Genomic DNA, 21,388 nt, shown 5'->3' with positions numbered 1-21,388 from the left:
ACCTCCCGGGTCTGCGGCTACCCTCGGGGATCCCATGACAGCCGCCGTCTTGAGCATCGGGACCGAACTCGTCCGTGGCGAGCTCCTCAACAGCAACGCCGCGTGGCTTTCGGCGGCGCTGACGGATCTCGGGTTCGAGGTCGTCGAGAACATCTCCGTGGCCGACGACAAGCCGAGGATCCTCGGCGTGCTCGATCGGCTCGCTCGCGGCTGCCGCGTTCTCGTCTGCACCGGCGGCCTCGGGCCCACGACCGACGACCTGACGACCGACGCTGTGGCGACGATGCTTGGTGCGGCGCTGGTTCGCGACGAACCGTCGCTCGAAGCCATCCGTCGTCGCTTCGAGCGGCTCGGCCGCACCATGTCCGACTCGAACATGAAGCAAGCGGACTTCCCCGCGGGGGCCGAGATCTTGCCGAACCCCATCGGAACGGCGCCGGGCTTTTCGGTGCGCATCGGCGAGGCGCTCGCGTTCTTCATGCCGGGCGTCCCGGCGGAGATGCGCCGCATGTTCGACGAGCAAGTCGTGCCGCGCATCCGCGCGCTGGCGCCGCAGGAGAGCTACCAAGTCCGGCTACGCACGTTCGGCCTGCCGGAGAGCGTCGTGGGCGAGCGTCTCCGCGGCGTCGAAGAGCTCTTCCCCGGCGTCACGATCGGCTATCGAGCTCACTTTCCTGAGATCGAGGTCAAGGTCTTGGCGCGCACCTCGCCGGCGTCCGAAGCGCGAGACCTCGCAGAGCGCGCCACCCAAGAAGTGCGCATGCGCATCGCCGACGTCATTTACGGCGAGGGTGACGACACCTTCGCCGGCGTCCTCGGGCGAGAGCTGCGGAGCCGCAGCTACAAGCTCGCCATCGCCGAGTCGTGCACTGGCGGCCTGATTGGGCACCTGCTCACCAAAGAGCCCGGCGCGAGCGAGGTCTTGGTGGTCGACGCAGTGACCTACGCGAACACCGCGAAGACGCGCATGCTCGGCGTCGGCGAGGAGGTCATCCGTGGCCACGGCGCCGTCAGCAGCGAGGTCGCCGCGGCGATGGCCGAGGGCGTGAAGCACGTGTCTGGCGCCGACGTCGCGTTGGCCGTGACGGGCATCGCCGGCCCCTCCGGTGGCAGCGACGAGAAGCCCGTCGGCACCGTCTTCCTCGCTGTCGCGTGGCCCGGTGGCCTCGTGGTGAAGGAGCGAAGGTTCCCCGGCGACCGCACGCAGGTCCAAAAGCTCGCGGCCTACGCCGGCCTCCATCTCGTTCGCGAACTCTGTTGCGCGCCGCGGCCCTCAACGCTCGCGCTCGAACGCTGATCGCGTCGCGGTCCGGTCTTTGCCGCGCGCGTCTTTCCGCAGGCGCCGATCTTTTTTCGCTTACGGCCGTGCGCTTTGCCTTGACTAAGTGTGCTCCGCGATGAGAGTTCCCGGCGATGCCCCACGCCGCTTTCGACCTCGAGCCCGCCGACGCCGAACGCCTCCTTGCGGATCTCGCTGAACGCGGCCTCGTGGAGCTCGACTCGCCGTCGAGCGTTCGGGGCCTCGCGCCGGGCCTCGCCGACTTCCTCGAGCACCAGCCGCGTCCGCTTCGACGCGGGACCGATCTTGCCGAGTGGCTCCTCGATCAAGACGGCGTCTCGGAGCTCTTGGCGGAAGACCAAGAGCTTGCGGAAGCCGTCGAGAAGTTTCTCTCGTCGGTTCCGCCGCCGCCTTCGGCCGTGGCTCACGGTTTCCAGAACGTCCTCGAGGCGGAAGGCCGTTGGGCCGGCACGATGCACGTGAACGTCGGCATCCGCGATCCGTTCCCCGTTCGCGTCGAGCTCGACGCGCCGCCCACGGAGGCGTGCATCGCTCGGCTCGCGAAGGTGCGCGAGTTCCTCCGCGGCTCTTGGGGTGGCACGCTCGCGCCGGCCCTCGCCGAACGTTTTCCTCCGCTCGTCGACGAGCCGGAGGCGGCGCAGGCCCTCCTGTCGCTGACGGTCTACCTCGGTGACGCCGCGCCCCGTTGGAGCGCGCAGCTCACTTTCGACTTCCCGCTCTTCCGCGACACGGGCTTCTTCCTCGACTTCGAGGGACGGCGCGTGGTGGACGGCTGCGCCGTCGAGTGACGCCGAGCGCGAAGCGTAACCTCCCCACGCGCTGGGGGCTGTAGCGGGCGATGGCGTCGGTACGGCGGGGGTCGCGCTCGGGTACGAAGCGGAGACTCACGCGAATGCGTCGGCGGCGGAGCCGAAGGCGCGAGCGTCGTGCCGGCACATGGATTGCGTGAGCCAGCCCATGATTCGAGCATCCGGTTTCGCCCTGCTTGTCGGTCTAGCCGCCTGCGCGCCTGCCGACCCCTCGTTCGAGGATTCAGAATCAGGAACCGCGAACGATGAGCTTGTCGGTGCGCCGCCCACGGCCTTGGTGTTGGCGCAGTCTCTCGACACGGGCGGTTTTCGCCTGAGCGACGTTGCCATGGTGCCGCTCGATGCGGAGCGTCGTCCCCTCGCCGCCGCGGGGGCGAAGCTCTACGCCATGGAGCTGTACCCGTCCCCGTCGCCCGCGTTTGGATGGACCTACCTCGGGGGACGGCTCGTGAGCAGCGATTCCACTCTGTCGATTCGCATCGAGGGCCCAGCACGCCCCGGCGCGAGCCTCATCCTCGGAGCGTGCGAACGCGGAGATCCGGACTGTCGGTTCGTCTTCCGGGACAACATGTTCGTCAGCGAGCGAGACCCTTCGCTGAGCATTTTTGCGCCGGCCGGCATCCGGAACTCGCGCCTCGTGCTTGAGCGCGACTGCACACCTCGCCGGATTGGGTGCGCCTTCGGCCGTCCCCCGTCGACGGGGGAACGTTGATGCGAGGTCACCTCGCTCGATGCGGAACGACGCGCTCCGGCGCGCGGCGCTCGGATAATCCGCGGGGATGCGCGCGGCGCCGCGCCTGGCCGTGAAAGCCCGTCACCGCTTCTGGCCAAGGATCGTGTCCGCGACGACGCGGGCGTTCTTGCATTGACCGGTCGCGGTCCACGAGCTTGCGCCCGTTCGCGTCGGCCCTGCGATGAGGATCAGCTCGCGCTCTTTCACGAGGAACGAGAGTGGACCCGTCTCGGGCCGCTCGAAGCACGCGAAGGTCTGGCTCTTCGCGCTCTTCGCCCCCGCCTTGGCAGCGCCGACCTGTTTGGCTTCGAAGCCCTCGACGAGCGCCGCGAACGCCGCCTCGGCGCCGGTGCGCCGCTTCGACCCGGCTTTCTCGTCGTAGACAATTCGGAGTGCCAAGGCCACCTCGTCGCCCCTCGTGGCGAGCGTGGCGCGATCACCCCCCCACCCGCGCGCGATGCTCTCGGCGCGCGACTCGTCGATCCATTCGCCGAAGGTGAGCCGCAGGCCCAGCTCGCCGAAGGTGTCGGTGTCGAGCTCGCAGAAGCCGGCGCCGAAGCTCTGCGCGTCGGGGGCCGGGACGACGAGCGGCGCCTCCTTGGCGAGCCACTTCTCCGGGTGGAGGATTTGCTCCGTGGACTGAACGCCCTCGGCCCAGGCGCGGTTCACGAGCGGCCAGCCGCCTTTCGTGCGTAGCGCGTGGACGAAGAGCGTGCCGAAGACGTAGGGCGCCACCAGCGCGACGCGCATCGCGTGCGGAGCCCGCGCGCTGGGCCCCGAGCTGACGTTGGCCATGATCTGTTGCGTGAAGACCTCGGCGGGCAGATCGATGGCCGTGCGCCCCGAGCCCGCGATGAGCACGTCGAACATGGCGCTCGTGGCGTCGCCCTCGGCTAGCGCCGAGGTGGTGGCCGAGAGGTCGCTCTTGCCGGGCTTGTACTTTGAGCGCACGCCCAGATCCCAGTGTTGGTCTTGGAGCGCGTGCACGAGCTCGTGCGCGAGCGTCGCCTTTGCGTTGTCGTCGTCGAGGTCTGCGGCCATGTACATCGTGCGGTCGGCGGGCTCGTAGTAGCCCGCGAGCTGCGCCTCGAGCAGCGCGTAGGTCTCGGCTTCGTAGTCGAAGTTGGTGGGCAGCAAGCCGAGGAGCTTCATGGAGAGGCCCTCGTTGCGAATCGCCGCCTTGGGCACCTCGCGGGCGACGTGGGCCTTCACGCGGTCGAGCAGCGCGACTCGGTCGAGGGTTCTTCCCGGCACCTCGCTCTTGGCGACGAGACCGCGCGCCTCGGAAACCTTCTTTAGCATGCGCGCGATGCGGCGCGTGTCGTCGCCGCCGGCGGCGACGCGGGCCACCGGCGCGCCGGCGTCAAGCGGCGTTGATGCCACCAGGGGTGGCGGCGTCGTTGTCGTTGGCTCTTGCGCCGGCGCGGGCGAGGCGCCCGAGCAACCGAGGACGACCGCCGTGACCGCCGCGAGCGAGTGCCTGTTCACGCGGGGCCCGCATTTGCGGCGCCGCGCAGCGCCGAATCGCGAATGCCGCGAATGGCCTCCGCCGTGTCGGGCCGCGAGAAGACCGCGTTTCCAGCTACAAAGACCCTGGCGCCGGCCTCTGCCGCCAACGCCGCCGTGCGCGCGTCGATGCCGCCGTCGATCTCGAGGTCAATGGGCCGCCCCGTTTGGTCGATCATCTCGCGAATCGCGCGGACCTTCGGCAAGACGAGCTCCAGGAACGACTGCCCTCCGAAGCCAGGGTTGACGCTCATGACGAGGACCAGATCGGCCTGGTCGAGCGCGTAACGGAGCGTCTCGTGGCTCGTGGCCGGGTTCAGCGTGACACCGGCGCGCTTCTTGAGGGCGCGGATCGACTGCAACGTTCGGTGCAGGTGCGTGCTCGCCTCGACGTGCACTGTGATGGTGTCCGCGCCCGCCTCGGCGAAGGCCTCCACGTAACGTTCCGGCTCGACGATCATGAGGTGCACGTCGAGCGGGAGCTTCGTGATGCGACGCAGCGCCTTCACCACCGGGGGTCCGATGGTGATGTTCGGCACGAAACGACCGTCCATCACGTCGAGGTGAAGCCAGTCGGCGCCGGCGGCCTCGACGCGGGCCACCTCCTCGCCGAGGCGTGTCCAGTCGGCAGACAAGATGGACGGAGCGATGAGCACGGCGGCCAGCATAGTGCCTTGCGTAAGGTGAAACGAAGGGAAGTTCGCCGTCTCCGCCGCTGAGGCCCCCATCGCTCTGCGCGAGGCGGAGCCGGCGCCTTCGCCGTTGGGCTTGCTTGAGGGGCGGTTCCGTCGGACGCTGCACCCTCATGCGAACCCGTCGCATCACCAAGGGCGATTTCGATCGCATCGTTGAGGTCATCGATCACTGGTGGGGTGGCCCCATCAGCACCTTCGCCCATCCGATTTTCTTCTACGAGCTCGGAGCCCGCGCGCTCATCGCGGAAGATCCCGACGAGGGCATGATCGGATTTCTGCTGGGCTTCGTAGCCGCTGAGCCCGTCTCGACGGGGTACGTGCACCTCGTCGGCATCAACCCCGACTACCGTCGTCGAGGGGTGGGCCGGCTCCTTTACGAGACGTTTACCGACGAGTGTCGAGCCGCTGGCTGCGAGCGCATGAAGGCCATCACGACGCGCGGGTACGAAGGGTCGATTCAGTTTCACCTGGCGCTCGGTTGGGACTCCGTCGAGGTCTCCGACTACGCGGGGCCGGGCCGCGCGCGGATGGTCTTCAGTCGAACGCTCGGCTCGCCGCGGGGGTGAGGGCGAGGCTCCGCCGCGGCGCCCCCCGCGTGTGGTGGACGGAAGCGCTTCCTTGTCATTGCCCTCGAGGCGGCGTAATCCCAAGGAATGGCGCACACGACGGAACGCAGTTCGCAGCGAGGCATTCCCGTCGATCCCCCGGTCGCGGCGGCGCAGCTCAGGGACATCGGGCTCTTTGGTGCGCTCTTCGAGGACGTCCTCGAATACCTCGCCCGGTCGCTCAAGGCGCAGCGCGTCGGCGCCGGCGACGCCATCTTCCGCGAGGGCGACGCGGCCCGTGAGATGTATGTCGTGCTCGATGGCGAGCTGGAGGTGCTGAAGAGCAGTCGCCGCGGTCGCGCGACGCGCATCGCGATCCTCGGTCCCGGCGACTGCTTTGGAGAGATGTCGCTCATCGACGTCCAGACGCGCTCCGCCACCGTTCGTGCCCTCGGACCCACGAGGCTCTTGCGCATCACGACGGAAGATCTCGACGCGCTCTACCGACACGATCTCAAGGCCTATGCGCTCATCACGCTGAACATCGCGCGGAACCTCTCGCGCCGATTGCGCGTGACTGACGGCATCCTCGCGGACATCGCGGCGTCGGTGATGGACGAGTACGTCGTCTCACGCGCTGCCAAGCCCTGAAGAACGCGTTAGCGGCGTTTCGAGGCGCGGACCAACGGACGCGTCAGTCGGCGGGGGCGTCCGACGCGGCGTCGCCCGGTGCGATGGTGCCGTCGGCGGCGGCGTCGGTCACACCCCCCTCATCCGTGACGCCGTTGCTCGCGCCGTCCGGCGTAGCGGCGTCCGAGCCTTGAGACCCGGAACCGGCGTCGCCTCCGCCCGTCGAGACCTGCGGAGGTGACGCGGCGTCGCTCCCGGTTTTGGCGTCGCTTCGGCCGGCGTTGGCCGGCTCGTCGACGCCCGGAGGGATGGGCTGCGGATTCAACGAACAGGCGACGGCCGCCGAAGCGACAACGAGCAAAGCTAAGAGGAGCCGCCGCTTCATCCTGCGTCTCCTCCGTCACTGCTGGCGACGCCGGTGGCGTCAGCCCCGGCGTCGAGCGTCGCGTCGGCGCCCGCGTCGCTGGGCTGAACGCCCGCATCGAGAAGAGGTGACGGCGGGCTCGCATCCGCCTCGGCGACGCCGCCTTCGCGATTCGGATCCGAGGGGTTCGTGGTCGTGCTGGCGTCACTTGCGGCGCCGGCGAAAGGCGCGCCGGCGTCGGGCCCGTCGCTCGACTTTTCCGTCAAGCCAGGGGGAATCGGCTGCGGATTCAGCGTGCACGCGGCGGCGAGGGCCGTGAGGCTCGCCACCAGCATCCAGCGGATTCGTCGATCGTTCGTGCGCATCGCCCCAAGAACCCTCAGCACAACCAGTGCCACTAGTTATTTCAACGACGTAGATGCACGCCAAACACCCCAGCCAGGGCGCCCGTGTCACGAAGGCACATGGTGGCACACTTTGAAAAAATAGCCACCACGGCCCGAACACGAAGGCATCCCCCCGCCCGCTGCCCTATCAATCTCTCGCCATCATGCTCGCCACCATGCTCGCCAACACGCCCGGCACGATGGCCAGCGCGCCGCCAACGCCGCTCGTGCCTGCGCGCGCGACCCTCGAAGCCGAAGCCCTCGTGAAACGAGTGCCCGATGGTCGAGGGCGTCGCACGGTTGTCGACGGCGTGTCGCTGCGCGTCGATCGAGGCGAGTTGCTGGTGCTTCAAGGCCAGAGCGGCAGCGGCAAGACCACGCTGCTCGCGATGCTGGGTGCCATGCTCGCGCCCACCAGCGGAGAGGTTCGTATCGATGGCGTCGCCACGTCCCGTCTGCGAGACGCCCACAAGTCGGAGGTACGTCGCCGCAACGTGGGGTTCGTCTTCCAAGACGCGCAGTTGCTCCGCGGCTTGTCGGTGCGCGCCAACGTTCTGTTGTCGTGTGTGCCCGATGGCGAGTCCCGCGCCGATCGCGAACGTGCGGAGGCGCTCCTCGCCCGGTTTGAGCTCACGCCGCTCGTCGGCGCGAAAGCCGCCGTGCGCTCCGGTGGCGAAGCCGCGCGCGTGGCCATGTGCCGAGCGCTGGTGCGCGACCCTGCCATCGTCCTGCTCGATGAGCCTACGGCGCACCTCGACGAAGGCGCGTCGAGGCGATTGGCGGAGGATCTCGCGACATTGACCGAGGAAGGGCGCGCCATCGTGGTCGCCACGCACGATCCGCGCCTCGTGGACGGTCTCACTCGAACGGTGCCGCGCGCGCGCGTGCGCGTCGAGTCCCTCCAGAATGGCCGCCTCACGGGAGACGCGTGACCAACCTCCTCCAGCCTTTCGTGCTCTTGCGGCTCGCGTCGGCCGTGACGCTCGCCGCGCTCTTCATCCGCGCCGCCAGCACCGCGCTGCGCCTGCTTCGTTCAGCAGATCTCGCGGAGAAGTCCGCCGCCACCGAGGGGCAGCTCCTCATCGAACGACGCGTGGAGCTCGCGCAGATCCTCGCGCGCGTCGCCGCCGTGGGCGCGGTCCTTGACCTCGGCCTCGGGGTCCTCACCGCCGACCGGCTGTCGCACTCGCTGCGTGGCGCCATGTGCGCCTATGGCGTCTTTGGTGCCAACCGCTACGGCGTGCCCGCCCTCGCGCTCTCCGTCGCGCTGGCCGTCCTTGGGGGGGTGCTCGCGCAGCTCTACGCGTTCGATGCCTTGATGCCTCGACTGACGCTCGCTCGGGCCCTCGCGCGCGCCACCGCGGTCCTCGCGCCGCTCGCGCTGATCCACGCCGCGCTGAGCACCCTGTTTCTCCTCGAGCTCGACCTGTCGGCGACCGCCTCCTGTTGCTCGGCCGAACTGGACACCGCGCTCGCGGCGGGCCCCGGCCACGTCTCGTTGCCGCGCCTCGGCGTCACCGTGACGGGCGGCGCCTTCGTGCTGCTCGCCGTCATCGCGGGCGCGCGCGTGGCGCGGCGTCCAAACACGGGCGCCATGCTAGCTGCCGGCGCCGTGGCGGTCTTAGCGTCCGCCCTTGGAGTCCTCGCCGTCGTCTTCGGCGTCGCTCCCCACGCCTTCGAGACGCCGCACCACCTCTGCCCGTTTTGCCTGCTTCATGGCGACGTCGGGGCCATCGGCTTCCCCCTCTTCGGTGCCCTCTACGCGGGCGTCGTCTGGGCCCTCGGCGCCGTCACGGCGTGGCTCCTATCGCGCGAGCCAGCGCTGTCGCTTCTGTTTGCGCGCACGCGCTTCGGCCGGAGCGCGGGCGCGTTCCTCGTCGCGTTCGTTGTGGGGCTTATGCCCATTGTCCGCTACGCATGGCATACCGGTGGCGTCTTCCTCTTCCCATGACGCGCCGCTCGCTCCTCCTCCTCGCGTTGCTCTCCCTGTCGTGCCGCGCCAAAGGCAGCGGCAGCGCGTCGCGAGTCCGCTGCCCCCATTGCGGCATGCTCGTCGACGAGCGCAGCCCTTTCCGCGCGGAGCTCAAGGACGACAGCGGCACTCGCGTTTTCGACACGCCCCGCTGCGCGCTCGCGGCCCGTCTCGCCAAGGCGCCGCTGGCCAAGATGCCCGAGCTTCACGTCCGCGAGCACTACAGCCAAGCCAGCCTTCGCGGCGATGAGGTCGTCTTCGTCGCCGGCAGCGACGTCGAAGGCCCCATGGGGCCGGAGCTCGTCCCCGTGCACCCCGACAAGGTGCAGAAGTTCATGGGTGACCACCGCGGGCGGCGGACGTACAAGCTTGGGGACGTGACCCAAGCGATTCTCAAAGACGAGGGCGCACCGTGAGCGATGCCCTGCCGCCGCGGCTGCGTAGAACGCTCGAGTTGGTCTACGGCGTCGACGGCGTCGCCGGCGCGAAGGTGTGGCTCTGGGAGGGTGGCGTCGCCGTGGGCGTCAAAGCCTCACCGGCAGCTGCCGCCGACGAGCTCTTGCGCCGCGTCGAATCGGCCGTGGCGGGCCTCCGCGAGCCGGGCGAAAAATGGGAGTTCGGCCTACTCGACGAGCCGTAGACCGCCTTCGATCTCAGGCGATCGCAGCGTTGGCGCCTCCCGCGGGCCGCGCCCACCGTGAACCGCTTGCTCAGTTCGTGAGGAAGATGCTCTCGATCTCGTTCTTCACTTGCTCTTCCGTCTGCTCGCGCGCGATCGCGATCTCTTTGACGATGAGCGACCGTGCGGTGTCGAGCATGCGCCGCTCGCCGAACGACAACTGTTTGTCGGTCTTGAGCCGATAGAGATCGCGGAAGACCTCTGCGACGTCGTAGATCGAGCCCGTCTTGATCTTGTCCATGAACCCGCGGTAGCGGCGGTTCCACGTTTGGTTGTCGAAGGCGATGGTGCGCTCGCGGAGGATGTCGAAGATCTCGCGGATCTCTTGCTCGCTGATCACCTGGCGGAGGCCGACGGCGCTGGCGTTGCTGACCGGGACCATGATCTTGCGGTCTGTGTCGAGGATGCGAAGGACGTAGAACCGCTGGCGAGTGCCACCGATGTCCTTCTCCTCGATCTTGATGACTTCCGCTACGCCCTGGGCGGGGTAGACGGCCTTGTCACCGACCTTGAATTTGACCTCAGCGCCACCCTGCATTGTCACTCCTCGTCGCCCCCGCGAGTCTTTTTGGGAGACCCCACCCGCCGTGCGGTGACGCCGCGCCCCTACTGAACAGGCGAGCGGTCCGCGGCTTCCTTCGCACCAACCTTCGTTCGTCTTCGAGACCGGAGACGGAATCAGGGCGGACGCTTAGCCCTCGCCACTCTAGTTTGCCGGGCTCCTATCCGTCAATGACCAGATGTAGCATTCGGTCAGACAGAGGCATTTCGCAGGCCTTGCCGGCAGATACGCAGCGAACACACCGGACTACATGGTAGCGGCTCGTTTGCAGAGTGCAAGCGCTAGCCCCCAGCGGACACCCCGATCCGAGAACGTCACGCGCTCCGCGCCCCACCGCTTGAGGAGTCGGGTGGCTACGAGGGCGCCGCCGACGATGACGTCGGCACGTTTGGGTTCGAGCCCTCGAACGTTGCGCCGCTCGGCGAGCGGAAGTCGCAGCAGGCGCTCGGTGGTGGCGACGAGCGTCGCGACCTCGAGCTCCAGGCCGTGAATGCGAGCGCTGTCGTAGGGAGCGAGGTCGATGGCGATGGCGGCGAGCGTTGTCATGGTGCCGGCGATGGCAACGGGGCGCTCGCCCTGGGCCAGGGGCGGCAGGGTCTTTGCGATGGCATCGATGTCGGCCGTCGCTTGGGCGCACTCTTCGCTTGTCGGCGGGTCGTGGTGCAGGTGCCGCTCGGTCATCCGCACGCTGCCCATGTCGTAGCTGACGGCAAACTCGACGCGGGCGTCGGCCGTTGGCGAAGCGCACGTGCCTTGGACGACCTCCGTGCTGCCCCCGCCAATGTCGAAGACCGTCGCGCGCGGGCCCACGTTGAGCCCCACGAGCGCGCCCTCGAAGGTAAGGCGCGCCTCCTCCTCACCGCTGATGACGCGGGCCGGGACGCCAAGCTTGTTCTTTACGTAGGCCGCGAGGTCGGCGCCCCCCGCCGCGTCGCGCATCGCGCTTGTCCCGACGACGTCGATGGCTGTGACCCCATGGGCAAGAATCAGATCGGCGTAGGCATCGATGCACGTCGTGGTTCGCGCCAGCGCCTCCGGCGCGAGCGCCTTGGTCTTGTCAACGCCTTGCCCGAGGCGAGTGATCGTCGCCCGCTCGAGGATCGGCTCGAGCGTCCCGTCGGCACCGGCCTCGGCCACGAGCAGGAGCACCGTGTTGGTTCCGATGTCGATGGTCGCTACGCGCATGGGAGTCCTTGCTGGTTTCGAACGGTGTCGAGGGGCAACGAATGCCGGGTAACAAAACCAACGAGGGCCGCGCTCACCGGGTGAGCGTCGGCCCTCGATGACGGGGAACGCGGCTACTTCAGCGTGCCGAGGTTGAGCATCTCTTCGACGTTCGGCTGGAGCACCAGCTCGACGCGACGGTTCTTCTGCTTGTCGTCGTTGGCCTGCGTTTCCACGCTTCCCGCGATGGGATCGCTCTCGCCGTAGCCCGACGCTGACCAGTTCTTGGGGTTCAGGCCGCCGCCTCCATCGTTCTTCTTGCCGTCCTTGCTGGGCTTGGGCGGCGTGATCAAAGAGCCGAGGACGCGGTGCGAGCGCGCAAGAGAAAGGCCCCAGTTGTCGCGGAACGGGCCCGCGTACTTCTGGTTGTCGGTGTGCCCCGCCACTTGGAACATGCGCTTCGAGAGGTCGCTGTCTTTGCCGACGACGTCGGCGACCTGCAAGAGGACCTCTTTGCCTTGCGGCTTGAGCTCGTCCTTCCCTGAGTCGAAGAGCACGTCGCCAGGGAGCTGGATGACCATGCGGTTGTTCCGCACGGCGACCTTGAGCCCCACTTGCGTGAGCTTCTCGAGACGCGCCTTGAGGTCCCGGTAGCGGGCCTCGATGGCCGCCAACTGGTCGGCTCGCAGCTTGTACTCGGAGAGCGCCTGCTGCATCTTGCCCTCCGTGATGCCGGCCTGCTTGAGCTGCGCGCGGAGCGACTCGATCTGCGCCTGCGAGTCGTGGAACTTCGCTTGATCCGAGGCCATTTGCGTCTTGGCGGCCTTGAGCTCGGCGGCGAGCTTGTCGATCTCGCGCTGCTTGTCCGCCATCTCTTCGTCGGTGTGCCCGCAGCCCAGTGCGAGGGTGGCCGCCGCAACGACCAGCATGTGAGCCAAACGCATCTCGTAACCTCCTATGACGGTCAGCCGGCGCAGCGCGCGGCGAGTCCGTCGAGCCGTTGGTGCATCGAAGCACGAGGACGGTACCGTTCGCTGGAAGTCGTCGTCAAGGCGCGGGAGAACTGGATGGCCGCTCCGCGACGCGCGCTCGGACGCTCACAGTTCCGGTGCCGAAGACCCGTGCGCCTCGCTCGCGGCACGTCGAGCGACACGAGACGGTCGCCTCTCGACGGTCGCGAGCGCGCTCGCCATCCAGGGAGCACACCCGATGTCATCAACGTCGACGCGCGCGATCACCTCATCGCGATCACCTCGATCGAAAAAAAAATCACGCGCGCGAACAACCCAATTTCAAGACGGCGCGATCGCGTGATCGACTCGAGAAACGTCGAGCGAAAAGCGCGCGGGCGGCTAGGGTTGCGACGAGCCAGACGCAAGCCCTTTGTGCACGAAGGCAACTTTTTTGTTTGACAGATGACGTAGGTGACCATATACGTCACGTCATACCTTCTCAGGAGGGATCGAGAATGGCTGCTAAGAAGAAGGCTGCGAAGAAGACCAAGACGACCAAGAAGGCTGCCGGCAAGACGGCAAAGAAGGCGCCGAAGCGCAAGGCCGCGAAAAAGGCCGGCGGCGCCAAGAAGAAGGCTGCAAAAAAGCCAGCTAGAAAGGCCCCTGGCCGCGCGGCCGCCAAGCGGGCCCCGTCCGCCGGCCGCGCCAAGTCCTCTGGGGCAAAAGCGAAAGCTTCGCCGCCGGCGGGTGTCCCGTCGATGTTGGGCGGAGCGCCCACGTCGGGCGCCGGCCACGACGACGGGGAAGAGTAACCCTCTCCCCACCCCGGGCCTTGACCCAACCCCGAAGGGCGCCGTTCTAACAAGGACGGCGCCCTTCGAGTTTTGTCCTTCGACACTTCCTTCTCTTCTGTCGTTCTCTTCCGTCATCATCGCGCCGTGCCAGCTCGCCTTTGCCTCTGGGCATCGCTCCTCGCCGCCCTCGGCTGCACGCCGCAAGGGGCCGCGAGCAAGACCTCGCCGGCTCCGGCGCTCGACGACTCCCCGCCCGTCGCCGCTGCCACCAACTCCAGCGCGCACTCCGGGCCGACTCCGGTCCCCGCGCCGGTGGCGTCGGACCCGCCCTCACGGAAGAGCGCGGACGGAGGTCTAAGCGTCGATGCGTCGCCCGTCGACGCCGCCGGCACATCGGGCGCGCGCGCGAAGGTCGTGTCCATCGGCATGCACGTCGGTGGCGGTCCCTTCGATGAAGTGACCAAGCAGCCGTTCCTTCGCTCCGCGGAGCCCCGCTATCCAGAGTTGGCCGCGTGCTTCGGGCGTGTGAACCCCGCAAAGCAGGGTGAGTTCGGTGTGGACCTGACCATCGAGGCCGATGGCGGGCGCGCCAAGGTCGCCAACCCGCGGACGACGCTTCGTGGCGAAGGCTTCGTCGAGTGTGCCGTCGCGTTCTGGAAGAGCATCGACTTCGAACGCTCGCCCCACGGCAAGAAGGTCGTCAGCTACTCGGTTCGCTTCGTCCCGGTAGCGTCGTTGGCAAAATAGCCGGCGCCCGCCCCGGCCCGCCCGCGGGGCAGGATGAAGAGCCGCGCTATGGCACGACGGCCCGGAGGCCCACGGTGAACGTTCGCTCGCCGATGTCGGCGCCGCCCTTCTGTTGCTGCACCCAGAGCGCGGCGCGCGCGCCGAGCGCAACGTTCGGCGTTAGCCAGTAGCTCCCACCCAGGTTCGCGTAGCGGAGCGTCGTGACGAGCCCGTCGCCGACTTGAAACTGCACCTGCTGAAGCTGCGCGCCCACCCCGTCGGCCGCTTCTTCGCGCCCCGCGTGGCGCCGCGCCACGTGCACGTCGACGCCGCCGCCCAAGTTAACCGCCTGGTATCGGTCCGGCGAGCGGCGGTCGAGCGCGTTGGGCTCGAGCGTGTCGTTGCGCGTGTAGGCCGCCGACGCGAACGGCGAGAGGGTGTCGCCGAGGAGCTTCACGCGCATCGTGCCGCGCACGTTGTACCCGCGGACGTGATCGTCGCCGGCGCGCGTGGTGTTGGTGTTGATGTCGAAGCCCTGCGCCGCGACCTTCACCTCGACGTCGCCGCCCGTGTAGAGCACGCTCGGCGTCAGCACCATCGAGTGAAACGTGTCGTCAGGGAAGTGGTTGGGCCCTTGGTTCACGGCCTGGTAGGCCTGCGTGTAGATGCGTTCAAAGGGCGGAAACGTCCCGCCGACGGCCAAGGTCGCGGTGGTCGAGACGGGGTTGCCGGCGTTGAAGGTCAGGGCGAGCCGGAGTCGCGGCACGACCTCCACGCTGACGCGGCCGCCGTTGCCGAGGTTTAGGCCGCTGTAGAGGAGCGGATCGCGCGTCGCCGTGTCTTGAAGCAAGGTGTCCTGCACGTGCGCCGACGTGTAGTCGACGCTCGCTTCGTCGAGGATGCGGCCGACCTCGAGGGCGAGCGGCGCATAGGTCACCCGAACGAGCTGTTGCCGGACCTGGAGCGCCGCTTGCCCTTCGTAGGCGCTCGCTCCGTGGAGCCCCACACCCCCTGAAGCCATGAGCTCGCTCTGCACCAATGCGTGCGCGCCCAAGCGCCCCATGACACCGAACCGCGCGACCGCGAAGGTCACCACGCGGTCATCCCGATCCTCGCGCTCCTTGTCGATGACGTTGTCGACCTTCAAGCCGCCGGCGATGGCGACGTAGGGCGTGAGCTCTAGGGCGAGAGGGCCGGGCGCGGACCCAGACTTCGCTGCGGACGCATCGGCGGCGACGACGGAACCCGTTGCGCCGCCTGGCTCCGGCGGCTCCTTGCGGCGCGTCTCCGGCGGAGGCGCCTCGTTCGGGTTCGCGGTCGGTGTGTCCGGCGCCGCCGGCGGCTCCTTGGTTTCGTCGGTCTGCTGGGGCCTCGCTTCCGCGAGCCGTGCACCGAGGATGAGCGCGACAACGGCCGCGCCGACCTCCAGCCGTCGGCGCGCGCGTGAACTTGCCGGCGAAGCGGCGGACAACATGTGCTTCATGGGACGAACGGACTCCGGGCCCCGCGCGCGTTGGCGCGGCGCTGAAACGTGCAAAAGGCAACACGCGCGGGCGGCGCCGGCGCGAGGGCGCGGCTACTTCTCGAGGGCCGCCAAGATGAGCGACAGCGCCGCTTCGCTCCGCAGCGCGCCGTAGTGGTTCTTGAAGAGTCCTTTCAGGAAGTAGCCCGTGGGATCGCTCGCCTCGAGGGGCACCGTGAGGTTCTGGGCGCCCTTGAGCGCGCTGGCGCCTTCCGAGACGAACTCGTCCTGGTAGGTGCCGTCCTTGATGTCCTTCATGACGACGGTGGTGATGCGCACCGTGTTCTTCCCGCAGACGCCCTTCTGGCCGAAGGCCGAGGCTCCGTCGGCGCAGGGCGCCTCGAAGGCGCCGTCGGGGCCGTTTAGCGGCTTTGACAGCTCCGTCGGTGCGAAGGCCGTGCGATCTCCCAGCTCGCAAGCCACGCGCCCGCGCATGGTCGGGTTTGGCCCACAGAGTTTGCGGAACGTCGAGACGCCGTGATGGCCGCCGGCGGCGAAGACCAACGCGGCGATCCGTTCGAAGGGCTTCTTCTTGGCCCGGTGCAAGCGGCGCAGCGCATCGCGAATGATCGTCGGCCCGACCGAGAAGCCCACCAGCGAGACCTTGCGGCCCGGGTTCGCCGTCATCACCGAGTCGATGAGGTGCTCGAGGATCGGCACGGCCCAGCCGTGGTCGAAGTTCTTCGCCGCGTTCTCCGTGTCGTTGTTCTGGTTCGGGTCGTCGACCTTGTCGATGCGGAAGTCGACGGCGTAGCTCCGAAAGCCGGAAGCCGCGAGCCGCTCCGACAGCATCGGGAGAGCGTTCGGGTCGTCCTTCGGAAACCTCTCGTAGTCGGCCGGCGTTGACGAGTTGCCGTGGACCAAGAGGACGATGGGCTTCTGCGCGTCCTCGGAGGCCGGCTCGTAGCCCTTGGCGGCGCACGTGTAGCCGGGGATGGCGGCTGCCGGATACGTGAGGCCGTCGGTGGTGCAGCCGGGGTGGGCCGCGAGCTCACGGTACCGAATGGCCGAGGAGTCGGCGCTCGCCGCGTTGTCGGAGGGATCGGAGCCGGCCGCAGAGAACGCACCGCCATTGGTCTTGGCGGCGAGGTCGTTCACGCTCACTTCCGAGGTGAGACAGGCGGGTAGGGCCATCAAGTAGCCAAGGGCGCTCAAGGAAATAATCGCAAGACCGAGCTTCATGACATCACCTCGACCTCGGCCGGCGTCGTTGCGGACGACTCATCGCGCTTTCGGAAGACCACGAGCAAGACCAGCAGAACTTCGAGTGCCGTTGCCGTGATCCAGATGGCCCGCGACAGCGGCATCTGCTTTGCCAAGGCCGCGACGAGCATCGGCATGAAGCCCGCGAAGAGCGCGCCCACGTGGTAGACGATCCCCACGAGGCGAGCGCGCGCCTCGGCGGGGAACAGCCCCGTCAAGAGCATCGGCGTGACGCCCGAAAAGCCGACGCCAAAAGCGCCCGCCAGGAGCGCCCCGAGCGCGAGCGACGTGCTCCCCATGCCGACGTAGAGCGGCAGCACCAGGAGCGAGATCGCGGCCGGCGCCGCGAGGCCCCAAGTCGTGCCGCTTCGGCTGGCCAAGTAGCCGCAGCCCACAGCGCCCACCATCATGCCCACGTTGAAGATCGCGACGAGCTTGGCGACGGCCGCGGCGTCCATTCCGTGCTCGGCGACGAGCATCGACGGGTAGAGCCCCGTGATGGCGTAGTAGGCGCCGAAGCCGGCGGCCATCGCGAAAGAGGCCCACAGCGTTCGCCCAAGCAGCGTGGGGTACTTGCGGAAGACCTCGCGCAACGTGGCGAGCCGTTCCGTCTTGCCTCGCGCCGACTTCCACTCGTCGCTCTCGGGGATCGCGAAACGCATCGGCAGCACCAAGAGCGCCGGCAACGCGGCGACCACGAAGAGGCCCCGCCAGCCAAAACGCGGGACGACGAAGGCCGAGACGGCGGCCGCCAAGAGGTACCCGATGGCCCAGCTGCCCTGAAGGACGCCGGAGGCGATGCCGCGGCTGCGCGCCGGCCAGTTTTCCATCGCCAGCGTCGTGCCGCTCGTCCACTCAGCGCCCATGCCGAAACCGAACAGCGTGCGGAGTACAAGCACCGCGGTGAAGCTCGGCGCCAGCGCGACGGCGCCATCGCAGAGCGCAAACCACACGATCGACAGGAGCAACGGCAATCGCCTCCCCCAACGATCGGCGGCCTTGCCGGCCACGTAACCGCCGACGAGCCGCGCCAGGAGCGTCAGCGCGATGGAGGCCGTCGTGGCGACGTTCTTGACGCCGAACTCGGCCTCGATGTGCGGCATCACGAGCAAGAAGATCGTGAAGTCGAACGCGTCCAACACCCAGCCGCTCCAGGCGGCAAAGAACGTTCGGTATTGCGTCGCCGTGGGCTCGCGCCAGATTGAAACCGCGCTCATGCGGCACCTCGCGAGCGTCGCGTTCGGCGCGACACGAGGCCTAGACCAAAGAGGCCGACGACCGCGAGCGCGAAGGAGCCCGGCGCCCGCGTCGACGAAACGCCGCAGGTGCTCGCCGCCGTGCGCGGGTCGCTGGGCGTGTCGTTCGTCGTCGCTCCCGCGCCTTTGCCTGACGCTCCACCGGCAGCAGGCGCGCCGCCCTGTGCGCCGCTCGGTGCGACGCCGCCGTCCGGCAGGGTGGCCGGAGAAGGAGGCGCGATGCCGCCGTCTGGCAAGAGGGCTGGCGGCGCGGCCGCCACGAGGCCGAAGAACTCAGCGACGCGGCGCGACGTGCAGATTCCCTTGTCGAAGGAGTAGGCGGCAACCTTGCCGCAACCTTGCGACGGCGCGACCGACACGCCGTGGGTCATGCCCGGGACCTCGTAGCTCTCGACGACGATCTTTCCGGTGCCGTCGGCGAAGCGCTCGCGCTTCGCGCCATCGACCGTGTCCGTCGACGTCGCGGTGTCGGACGCGCCGTGGACGTTCGTCCATTGCTTGACGATCTCACGTCGGTTTTTGGTGCCGACCGTCGTATCGGTCGCGCCCTGCCAAACGCTCACCTTTGGGAACGAGCCACTGAAGCTCGGAAACGCTTTCCGCACGCGATCGCCCCAGTCTTTCGGCGTCCGGTCCACGCCCGGGTTCTGGCACGTGAAGACCTCCGAGTAGGTGGCGTTGCACGCGTAAGGGATCCCCGACAGCGACGCGGCCCCCGCGAACACGTCGGGCCAGGCTGCGGCGGCGACCAGCGCCATGGCGGCCCCCGCCGAGAAGCCCACCACGTAGACGCGCTTCGCGTCGAGCCCGTGCGCGGCAACCAGCGCGGAGACCATTTGCTTCAGCGACTCGTTCTCGCCCTTGCCGCGCTGGAGGTTCGCGAGGTCGCCGTATTCGCCGCCCCAGTTGAAGCAGCGCACCGAATTGTTCGCCGTCTGCTGCTCGGGATAACCCACGACGAAGCCGGCTTGATCGGCCAGCTCGTTCCAGCCCCAGTGGGTCGCGTCGGCGGCGCTCTGCGTGCAGCCGTGAAGCACGAGCACCAGCGGCGCCCCGACCGTGAGCGGCTTCGGTACGTACTCGTAGAGCTTGAGCCCGCCGGGGTTGGAGCCGAAGGCGGCGCGCGGCGCGACAGCTCCCGAGAGGAGAGCTTGGCTCTCGCCGAGGTTGGACTCGGAGGTCATGCCGTCGTCGTGTGCGGCGCACGCGCCCGTGAGGGCGATGGAGAAAGCCAGTCCAGCGGCCTTGATGCGGTTCATGGCGCGCCAACAGCACCGGGCGTGCCAGGCATCCCTGTCGCGAAATCGGCTGCGTTTTGGCGTCGCTGCGACGCGCTTGTCGCGGCGCGACGCCCCTGCCAACGCGACCGTTTCGTCGCGGCGTCGTGTCGCTCAGTCGGCGGCGCCGAGGTAGAGCTTGAGCGCCTGCGCGGCGGCTCGCTTGTCGAAGGGCGTCGACACAAGCTCGTCGCGTTGACCGATGCTGGCCACCAACTCGAGCAAGAACGCGTGGAACGTGGAAGCCTCCGCGACGGCGTGCTCGAGCCGTCCCGGCTCGACGAGATCGGCCTCCTCAAGACCGCTCATCGTCTGGATGAAGGCGTCGATGCGCGGGTAGTCGGCCGCTCGCAAGAGCGGCACGCCCATGGCTCGGAAGTAGCGCAAGAACTCGCGTACGAAGCGCAGCGGGGACGGTCCAGTCCAGGGCACTTCGGCGCCCTTGCTGGCGTTGGCCTTGTCGGAGAAGGCGCGAACGATCTGCGCAAACATCCACACGTCCCGCCGCAAGCGCTCCGAGAGGTTGCGCTTGGCCGCCACGTCGTCGAAGACGCCGTCTTCGTCGAGGCGAACGCCCAGCGCCTTCCCCAGGAAGAGGATGGCGTTCTGGAACGCGGGCCTGAGGTTCTTCGACACCAACGCCACGCGCTCGCGCATGACGTCAACGGAAGGCGCCAGCTCAGGCGCCATCAAGTCGTGTTCGAAGGTTCGCCGAAGCTCGAGGCGGAGGTTCGCGGCGACACCTTCGAGCGCGGCTTTGATCTCGAGCATCTTGTGTCCATCGGCGCGGAGGGCGTCGAAGCGTCGTCCGACGTCCCGCGCGTGAACGCGAAAGACGCTCCGCTCGTAGCCTTCGGCGAGAAGCCGACCCGCCCGCTGCCGCAGTTCGTCGGTCAACCCGCGCGCGTCGGAGCGGAGGACCGCTAGCACCAAGAAGGCCGCTCCGCGCACCGTCGGGTCCTCGGGGCGGCGGACGATTTCGTCCGCGAGGTCGACGTACCGAAGGAGGCGAAACAGCGCCAAGAAGGTCACGGCCACGAGCTGTCGGCTCTGTTCACCGGGGACGTTGCGGGCAAGCTCGAGGATCTGGCGGCTCTCGATGCGATCGTATTCGGGGCGGAACTCCAGCGGGCCCGTCGGCGAAAAGTAGCGAGACCTCAAGACGTCTCGCTCCGCCGTCGCCAACACCGCATGAAAGAGGCGGAAGGTCACGCGCGGCAGGCGCGCGAGGCCAGCGCCGATCTCATGGTGGTTCGCGAGCGCGGCTCGGAGCTGGAGGAGTGCCTGGTCGGGTGTTTGCGCGTCCTCGTGAGGGCTACCGGTCTCGTCCTCTTGCGCCATGGAGGCGAGGTACTCCTCGAAGACCTTCGCGCGTGACGTCCCCTCAGGGACGAGCGCCCGGGTGAGGTCGAGGAGTCGCTCGAGGCCTTCCGCCACGAAGACGAGCTGCTCGCGGAAGTCTTGGGCCACCACCGGCGTTGTGCGCTTGGAGGGGCCCGGGTGATTCCTGGGGTTCTTGAACGTAAGGAGCCCCTTGAGGAGTGTATCGAGCTCAAAGACGTTCGCTGTCGCGACGAGTCGCTCGTTCTCACCGGGCCCCGCAAGGCGACCAAACCACTCTTCGCGCGCGAGCGTGTCCTCGCGCCGAGCGGAACGTACCTCACCGAGCAGATCGGAGAAGATGTCGCGTCCCGGCGGCAACGACGGGCGGGTAAGGAGGCTAACCACGGGTCCCCGAATCGTACGGGACACAGCAGACCAGCGACAACCGACTGGCGAAGCCACGAACGCGCAGACCTTTCGCACAAATCTAGCAAGCAAAAAAAAAGTGGCGCAAATCACGAGATGGCCGCTAGGCTTCGCCCTCGCTTTAGCCAGCATGCTGTTGGCGAGGGCCCGGAGCCCACGAAGCTCCGGAGTATGGCGCCCAGCGCGGCGCTCACGTTTGCCGGTGAAGTGCCGGCGCTGAGAGAGGTTTGACATCATGAACAAGGCGCTCGCGATTACTGCAGTCTCCGGAATCCTCATGGGCTCGCTCGCGGCTTGCGGCGGCGCTCCCGAGCCCCCGAAGGCTCCGACGGACGTTGCCGCCCCCGGCGCGAAGGCCTCCTGCAGCGGCAAGGGTTCCTGCAGCGGCGCGGCCGCGGCGCCCGGCGCCCCGGCGGCCCCCGCGGCTCCCGGCGGTGACAAGAAGGAAGGCTGCAGCGCAAAGAAGTGAGTCGTCGCCGACGGTAACGTCGGCACGCTCCCTTGAGACTCGCCAGGTCGGCTTCGGTCGGCCTGGCGTTTCTCTTTTGTGAAATCGCGCTAGT

24 protein-coding genes are annotated in these 21,388 nt (G+C 68.2%); 12 read left to right on the top strand and 12 right to left on the bottom strand.

Annotated features, from left to right (window positions below):
* Positions 1 to 34: 34 nt before the first annotated feature.
* From IPG50_22355 to IPG50_22345, 3 genes are all read left to right on the top strand, one after another.
* Positions 35 to 1,297, top strand: coding sequence for a competence/damage-inducible protein A (locus IPG50_22355; GenBank protein ID MBK6694926.1), 1,263 nt, complete (start codon positions 35 to 37; stop codon positions 1,295 to 1,297).
* 116 nt (positions 1,298 to 1,413) lie between these two features.
* Positions 1,414 to 2,088, top strand: coding sequence for a hypothetical protein (locus IPG50_22350; protein MBK6694925.1), 675 nt, complete (start codon positions 1,414 to 1,416; stop codon positions 2,086 to 2,088).
* Between the two features lie 169 nt (positions 2,089 to 2,257).
* Complete coding sequence (locus IPG50_22345; GenBank protein ID MBK6694924.1) at positions 2,258 to 2,821, top strand: hypothetical protein; 564 nt, start codon at positions 2,258 to 2,260, stop codon at positions 2,819 to 2,821.
* 102 nt (positions 2,822 to 2,923) lie between these two features.
* On the opposite strand, the gene IPG50_22340 is transcribed toward IPG50_22345, so the two are convergent.
* Both IPG50_22340 and IPG50_22335 read right to left on the bottom strand, forming a co-directional pair.
* Positions 2,924 to 4,330 carry a hypothetical protein gene (locus IPG50_22340; GenBank protein ID MBK6694923.1) on the bottom strand — a complete coding sequence of 469 codons (1,407 nt, stop codon included), beginning with the start codon at positions 4,328 to 4,330 and terminating at the stop codon, positions 2,924 to 2,926.
* Positions 4,327 to 5,016, bottom strand: a complete 690-nt coding sequence (locus tag IPG50_22335; GenBank protein MBK6694922.1) for a ribulose-phosphate 3-epimerase — start codon at positions 5,014 to 5,016, stop codon at positions 4,327 to 4,329. Before IPG50_22335 ends, IPG50_22340 begins: the two co-directional genes overlap by 4 nt.
* A 137-nt stretch (positions 5,017 to 5,153) precedes the next feature.
* On the opposite strand from IPG50_22335, the gene IPG50_22330 reads away from it, so the two are divergent.
* On the top strand, positions 5,154 to 5,609 hold the full coding sequence (locus tag IPG50_22330; protein MBK6694921.1) for a GNAT family N-acetyltransferase: 456 nt from the start codon (positions 5,154 to 5,156) through the stop codon (positions 5,607 to 5,609).
* 87 nt (positions 5,610 to 5,696) lie between these two features.
* Positions 5,697 to 6,239: a cyclic nucleotide-binding domain-containing protein gene (locus tag IPG50_22325; GenBank protein MBK6694920.1), complete on the top strand. Its 543-nt coding sequence runs from the start codon at positions 5,697 to 5,699 to the stop codon at positions 6,237 to 6,239.
* A 43-nt stretch (positions 6,240 to 6,282) separates the two neighbouring features.
* Here the strand turns inward: IPG50_22325 and IPG50_22320 are convergent, their stop codons facing one another.
* Together IPG50_22320 and IPG50_22315 are read right to left on the bottom strand one after the other, a co-directional pair.
* Positions 6,283 to 6,603: a hypothetical protein gene (locus IPG50_22320; GenBank protein ID MBK6694919.1), complete on the bottom strand. Its 321-nt coding sequence runs from the start codon at positions 6,601 to 6,603 to the stop codon at positions 6,283 to 6,285.
* Positions 6,600 to 6,947 (bottom strand): hypothetical protein, encoded by a 348-nt coding sequence (locus IPG50_22315; protein MBK6694918.1) that lies wholly within the window; start codon positions 6,945 to 6,947, stop codon positions 6,600 to 6,602. Before IPG50_22315 ends, IPG50_22320 begins: the two co-directional genes overlap by 4 nt.
* Positions 6,948 to 7,132: 185 nt before the next feature.
* On the opposite strand from IPG50_22315, the gene IPG50_22310 reads away from it, so the two are divergent.
* Genes IPG50_22310 through IPG50_22295 form a run of 4 tightly spaced genes read left to right on the top strand, consistent with a single transcriptional unit; the run spans position 7,133 to position 9,580 of the window.
* Positions 7,133 to 7,900 carry an ATP-binding cassette domain-containing protein gene (locus tag IPG50_22310; protein ID MBK6694917.1) on the top strand — a complete coding sequence of 256 codons (768 nt, stop codon included), beginning with the start codon at positions 7,133 to 7,135 and terminating at the stop codon, positions 7,898 to 7,900.
* Entirely contained in the window at positions 7,897 to 8,919 is a 1,023-nt protein-coding gene (locus tag IPG50_22305) for a hypothetical protein (GenBank protein MBK6694916.1), read from the top strand. The genes IPG50_22310 and IPG50_22305 overlap by 4 nt, the downstream gene beginning before the upstream one ends.
* Positions 8,916 to 9,356 (top strand): nitrous oxide reductase accessory protein NosL, encoded by a 441-nt coding sequence (locus tag IPG50_22300; protein ID MBK6694915.1) that lies wholly within the window; start codon positions 8,916 to 8,918, stop codon positions 9,354 to 9,356. Before IPG50_22305 ends, IPG50_22300 begins: the two co-directional genes overlap by 4 nt.
* Positions 9,353 to 9,580 (top strand): hypothetical protein, encoded by a 228-nt coding sequence (locus IPG50_22295; GenBank protein ID MBK6694914.1) that lies wholly within the window; start codon positions 9,353 to 9,355, stop codon positions 9,578 to 9,580. The genes IPG50_22300 and IPG50_22295 overlap by 4 nt, the downstream gene beginning before the upstream one ends.
* A gap of 70 nt (positions 9,581 to 9,650) precedes the next feature.
* On the opposite strand, the gene IPG50_22290 is transcribed toward IPG50_22295, so the two are convergent.
* The 3 genes from IPG50_22290 to IPG50_22280 form a co-directional block, all read right to left on the bottom strand.
* The gene (locus IPG50_22290; GenBank protein ID MBK6694913.1) at positions 9,651 to 10,157 is read right to left on the bottom strand and encodes a CarD family transcriptional regulator; all 507 of its coding nucleotides are present in this window, start codon (positions 10,155 to 10,157) and stop codon (positions 9,651 to 9,653) included.
* Between the two features lie 270 nt (positions 10,158 to 10,427).
* Positions 10,428 to 11,366 carry a Ppx/GppA family phosphatase gene (locus tag IPG50_22285; GenBank protein MBK6694912.1) on the bottom strand — a complete coding sequence of 313 codons (939 nt, stop codon included), beginning with the start codon at positions 11,364 to 11,366 and terminating at the stop codon, positions 10,428 to 10,430.
* A 113-nt stretch (positions 11,367 to 11,479) separates the two neighbouring features.
* Positions 11,480 to 12,274, bottom strand: a complete 795-nt coding sequence (locus tag IPG50_22280) for an OmpA family protein (GenBank protein MBK6694911.1) — start codon at positions 12,272 to 12,274, stop codon at positions 11,480 to 11,482.
* A 539-nt stretch (positions 12,275 to 12,813) separates the two neighbouring features.
* On the opposite strand from IPG50_22280, the gene IPG50_22275 reads away from it, so the two are divergent.
* Together IPG50_22275 and IPG50_22270 are read left to right on the top strand one after the other, a co-directional pair.
* Positions 12,814 to 13,110, top strand: a complete 297-nt coding sequence (locus IPG50_22275) for a hypothetical protein (GenBank protein ID MBK6694910.1) — start codon at positions 12,814 to 12,816, stop codon at positions 13,108 to 13,110.
* A 126-nt stretch (positions 13,111 to 13,236) separates the two neighbouring features.
* Positions 13,237 to 13,839 carry a hypothetical protein gene (locus IPG50_22270; GenBank protein MBK6694909.1) on the top strand — a complete coding sequence of 201 codons (603 nt, stop codon included), beginning with the start codon at positions 13,237 to 13,239 and terminating at the stop codon, positions 13,837 to 13,839.
* A 46-nt stretch (positions 13,840 to 13,885) separates the two neighbouring features.
* Here the strand turns inward: IPG50_22270 and IPG50_22265 are convergent, their stop codons facing one another.
* The 5 genes from IPG50_22265 to IPG50_22245 form a co-directional block, all read right to left on the bottom strand.
* Entirely contained in the window at positions 13,886 to 15,301 is a 1,416-nt protein-coding gene (locus tag IPG50_22265) for a hypothetical protein (GenBank protein ID MBK6694908.1), read from the bottom strand.
* A gap of 93 nt (positions 15,302 to 15,394) precedes the next feature.
* Positions 15,395 to 16,522, bottom strand: coding sequence for a hypothetical protein (locus IPG50_22260; GenBank protein MBK6694907.1), 1,128 nt, complete (start codon positions 16,520 to 16,522; stop codon positions 15,395 to 15,397).
* On the bottom strand, positions 16,519 to 17,760 hold the full coding sequence (locus tag IPG50_22255; GenBank protein ID MBK6694906.1) for an MFS transporter: 1,242 nt from the start codon (positions 17,758 to 17,760) through the stop codon (positions 16,519 to 16,521). The genes IPG50_22260 and IPG50_22255 overlap by 4 nt, the downstream gene beginning before the upstream one ends.
* Entirely contained in the window at positions 17,757 to 19,058 is a 1,302-nt protein-coding gene (locus IPG50_22250) for a PHB depolymerase family esterase (GenBank protein ID MBK6694905.1), read from the bottom strand. Before IPG50_22250 ends, IPG50_22255 begins: the two co-directional genes overlap by 4 nt.
* 132 nt (positions 19,059 to 19,190) lie before the next feature.
* Positions 19,191 to 20,804: a hypothetical protein gene (locus IPG50_22245; GenBank protein ID MBK6694904.1), complete on the bottom strand. Its 1,614-nt coding sequence runs from the start codon at positions 20,802 to 20,804 to the stop codon at positions 19,191 to 19,193.
* A gap of 256 nt (positions 20,805 to 21,060) precedes the next feature.
* Here IPG50_22245 and IPG50_22240 point away from each other — a divergent pair, with 256 nt between their 5' ends.
* Positions 21,061 to 21,294: a hypothetical protein gene (locus IPG50_22240; protein MBK6694903.1), complete on the top strand. Its 234-nt coding sequence runs from the start codon at positions 21,061 to 21,063 to the stop codon at positions 21,292 to 21,294.
* The last annotated feature ends 94 nt before the right edge of the window (positions 21,295 to 21,388 follow it).

The organism is Myxococcales bacterium, assembly GCA_016703425.1.
Lineage (GTDB): Bacteria > Myxococcota_A > Polyangia > Polyangiales > Polyangiaceae > JADJCA01.
Note: the sequence above shows the minus strand (reverse complement) of the source record. Positions and strands in the feature narration are given on the sequence as shown.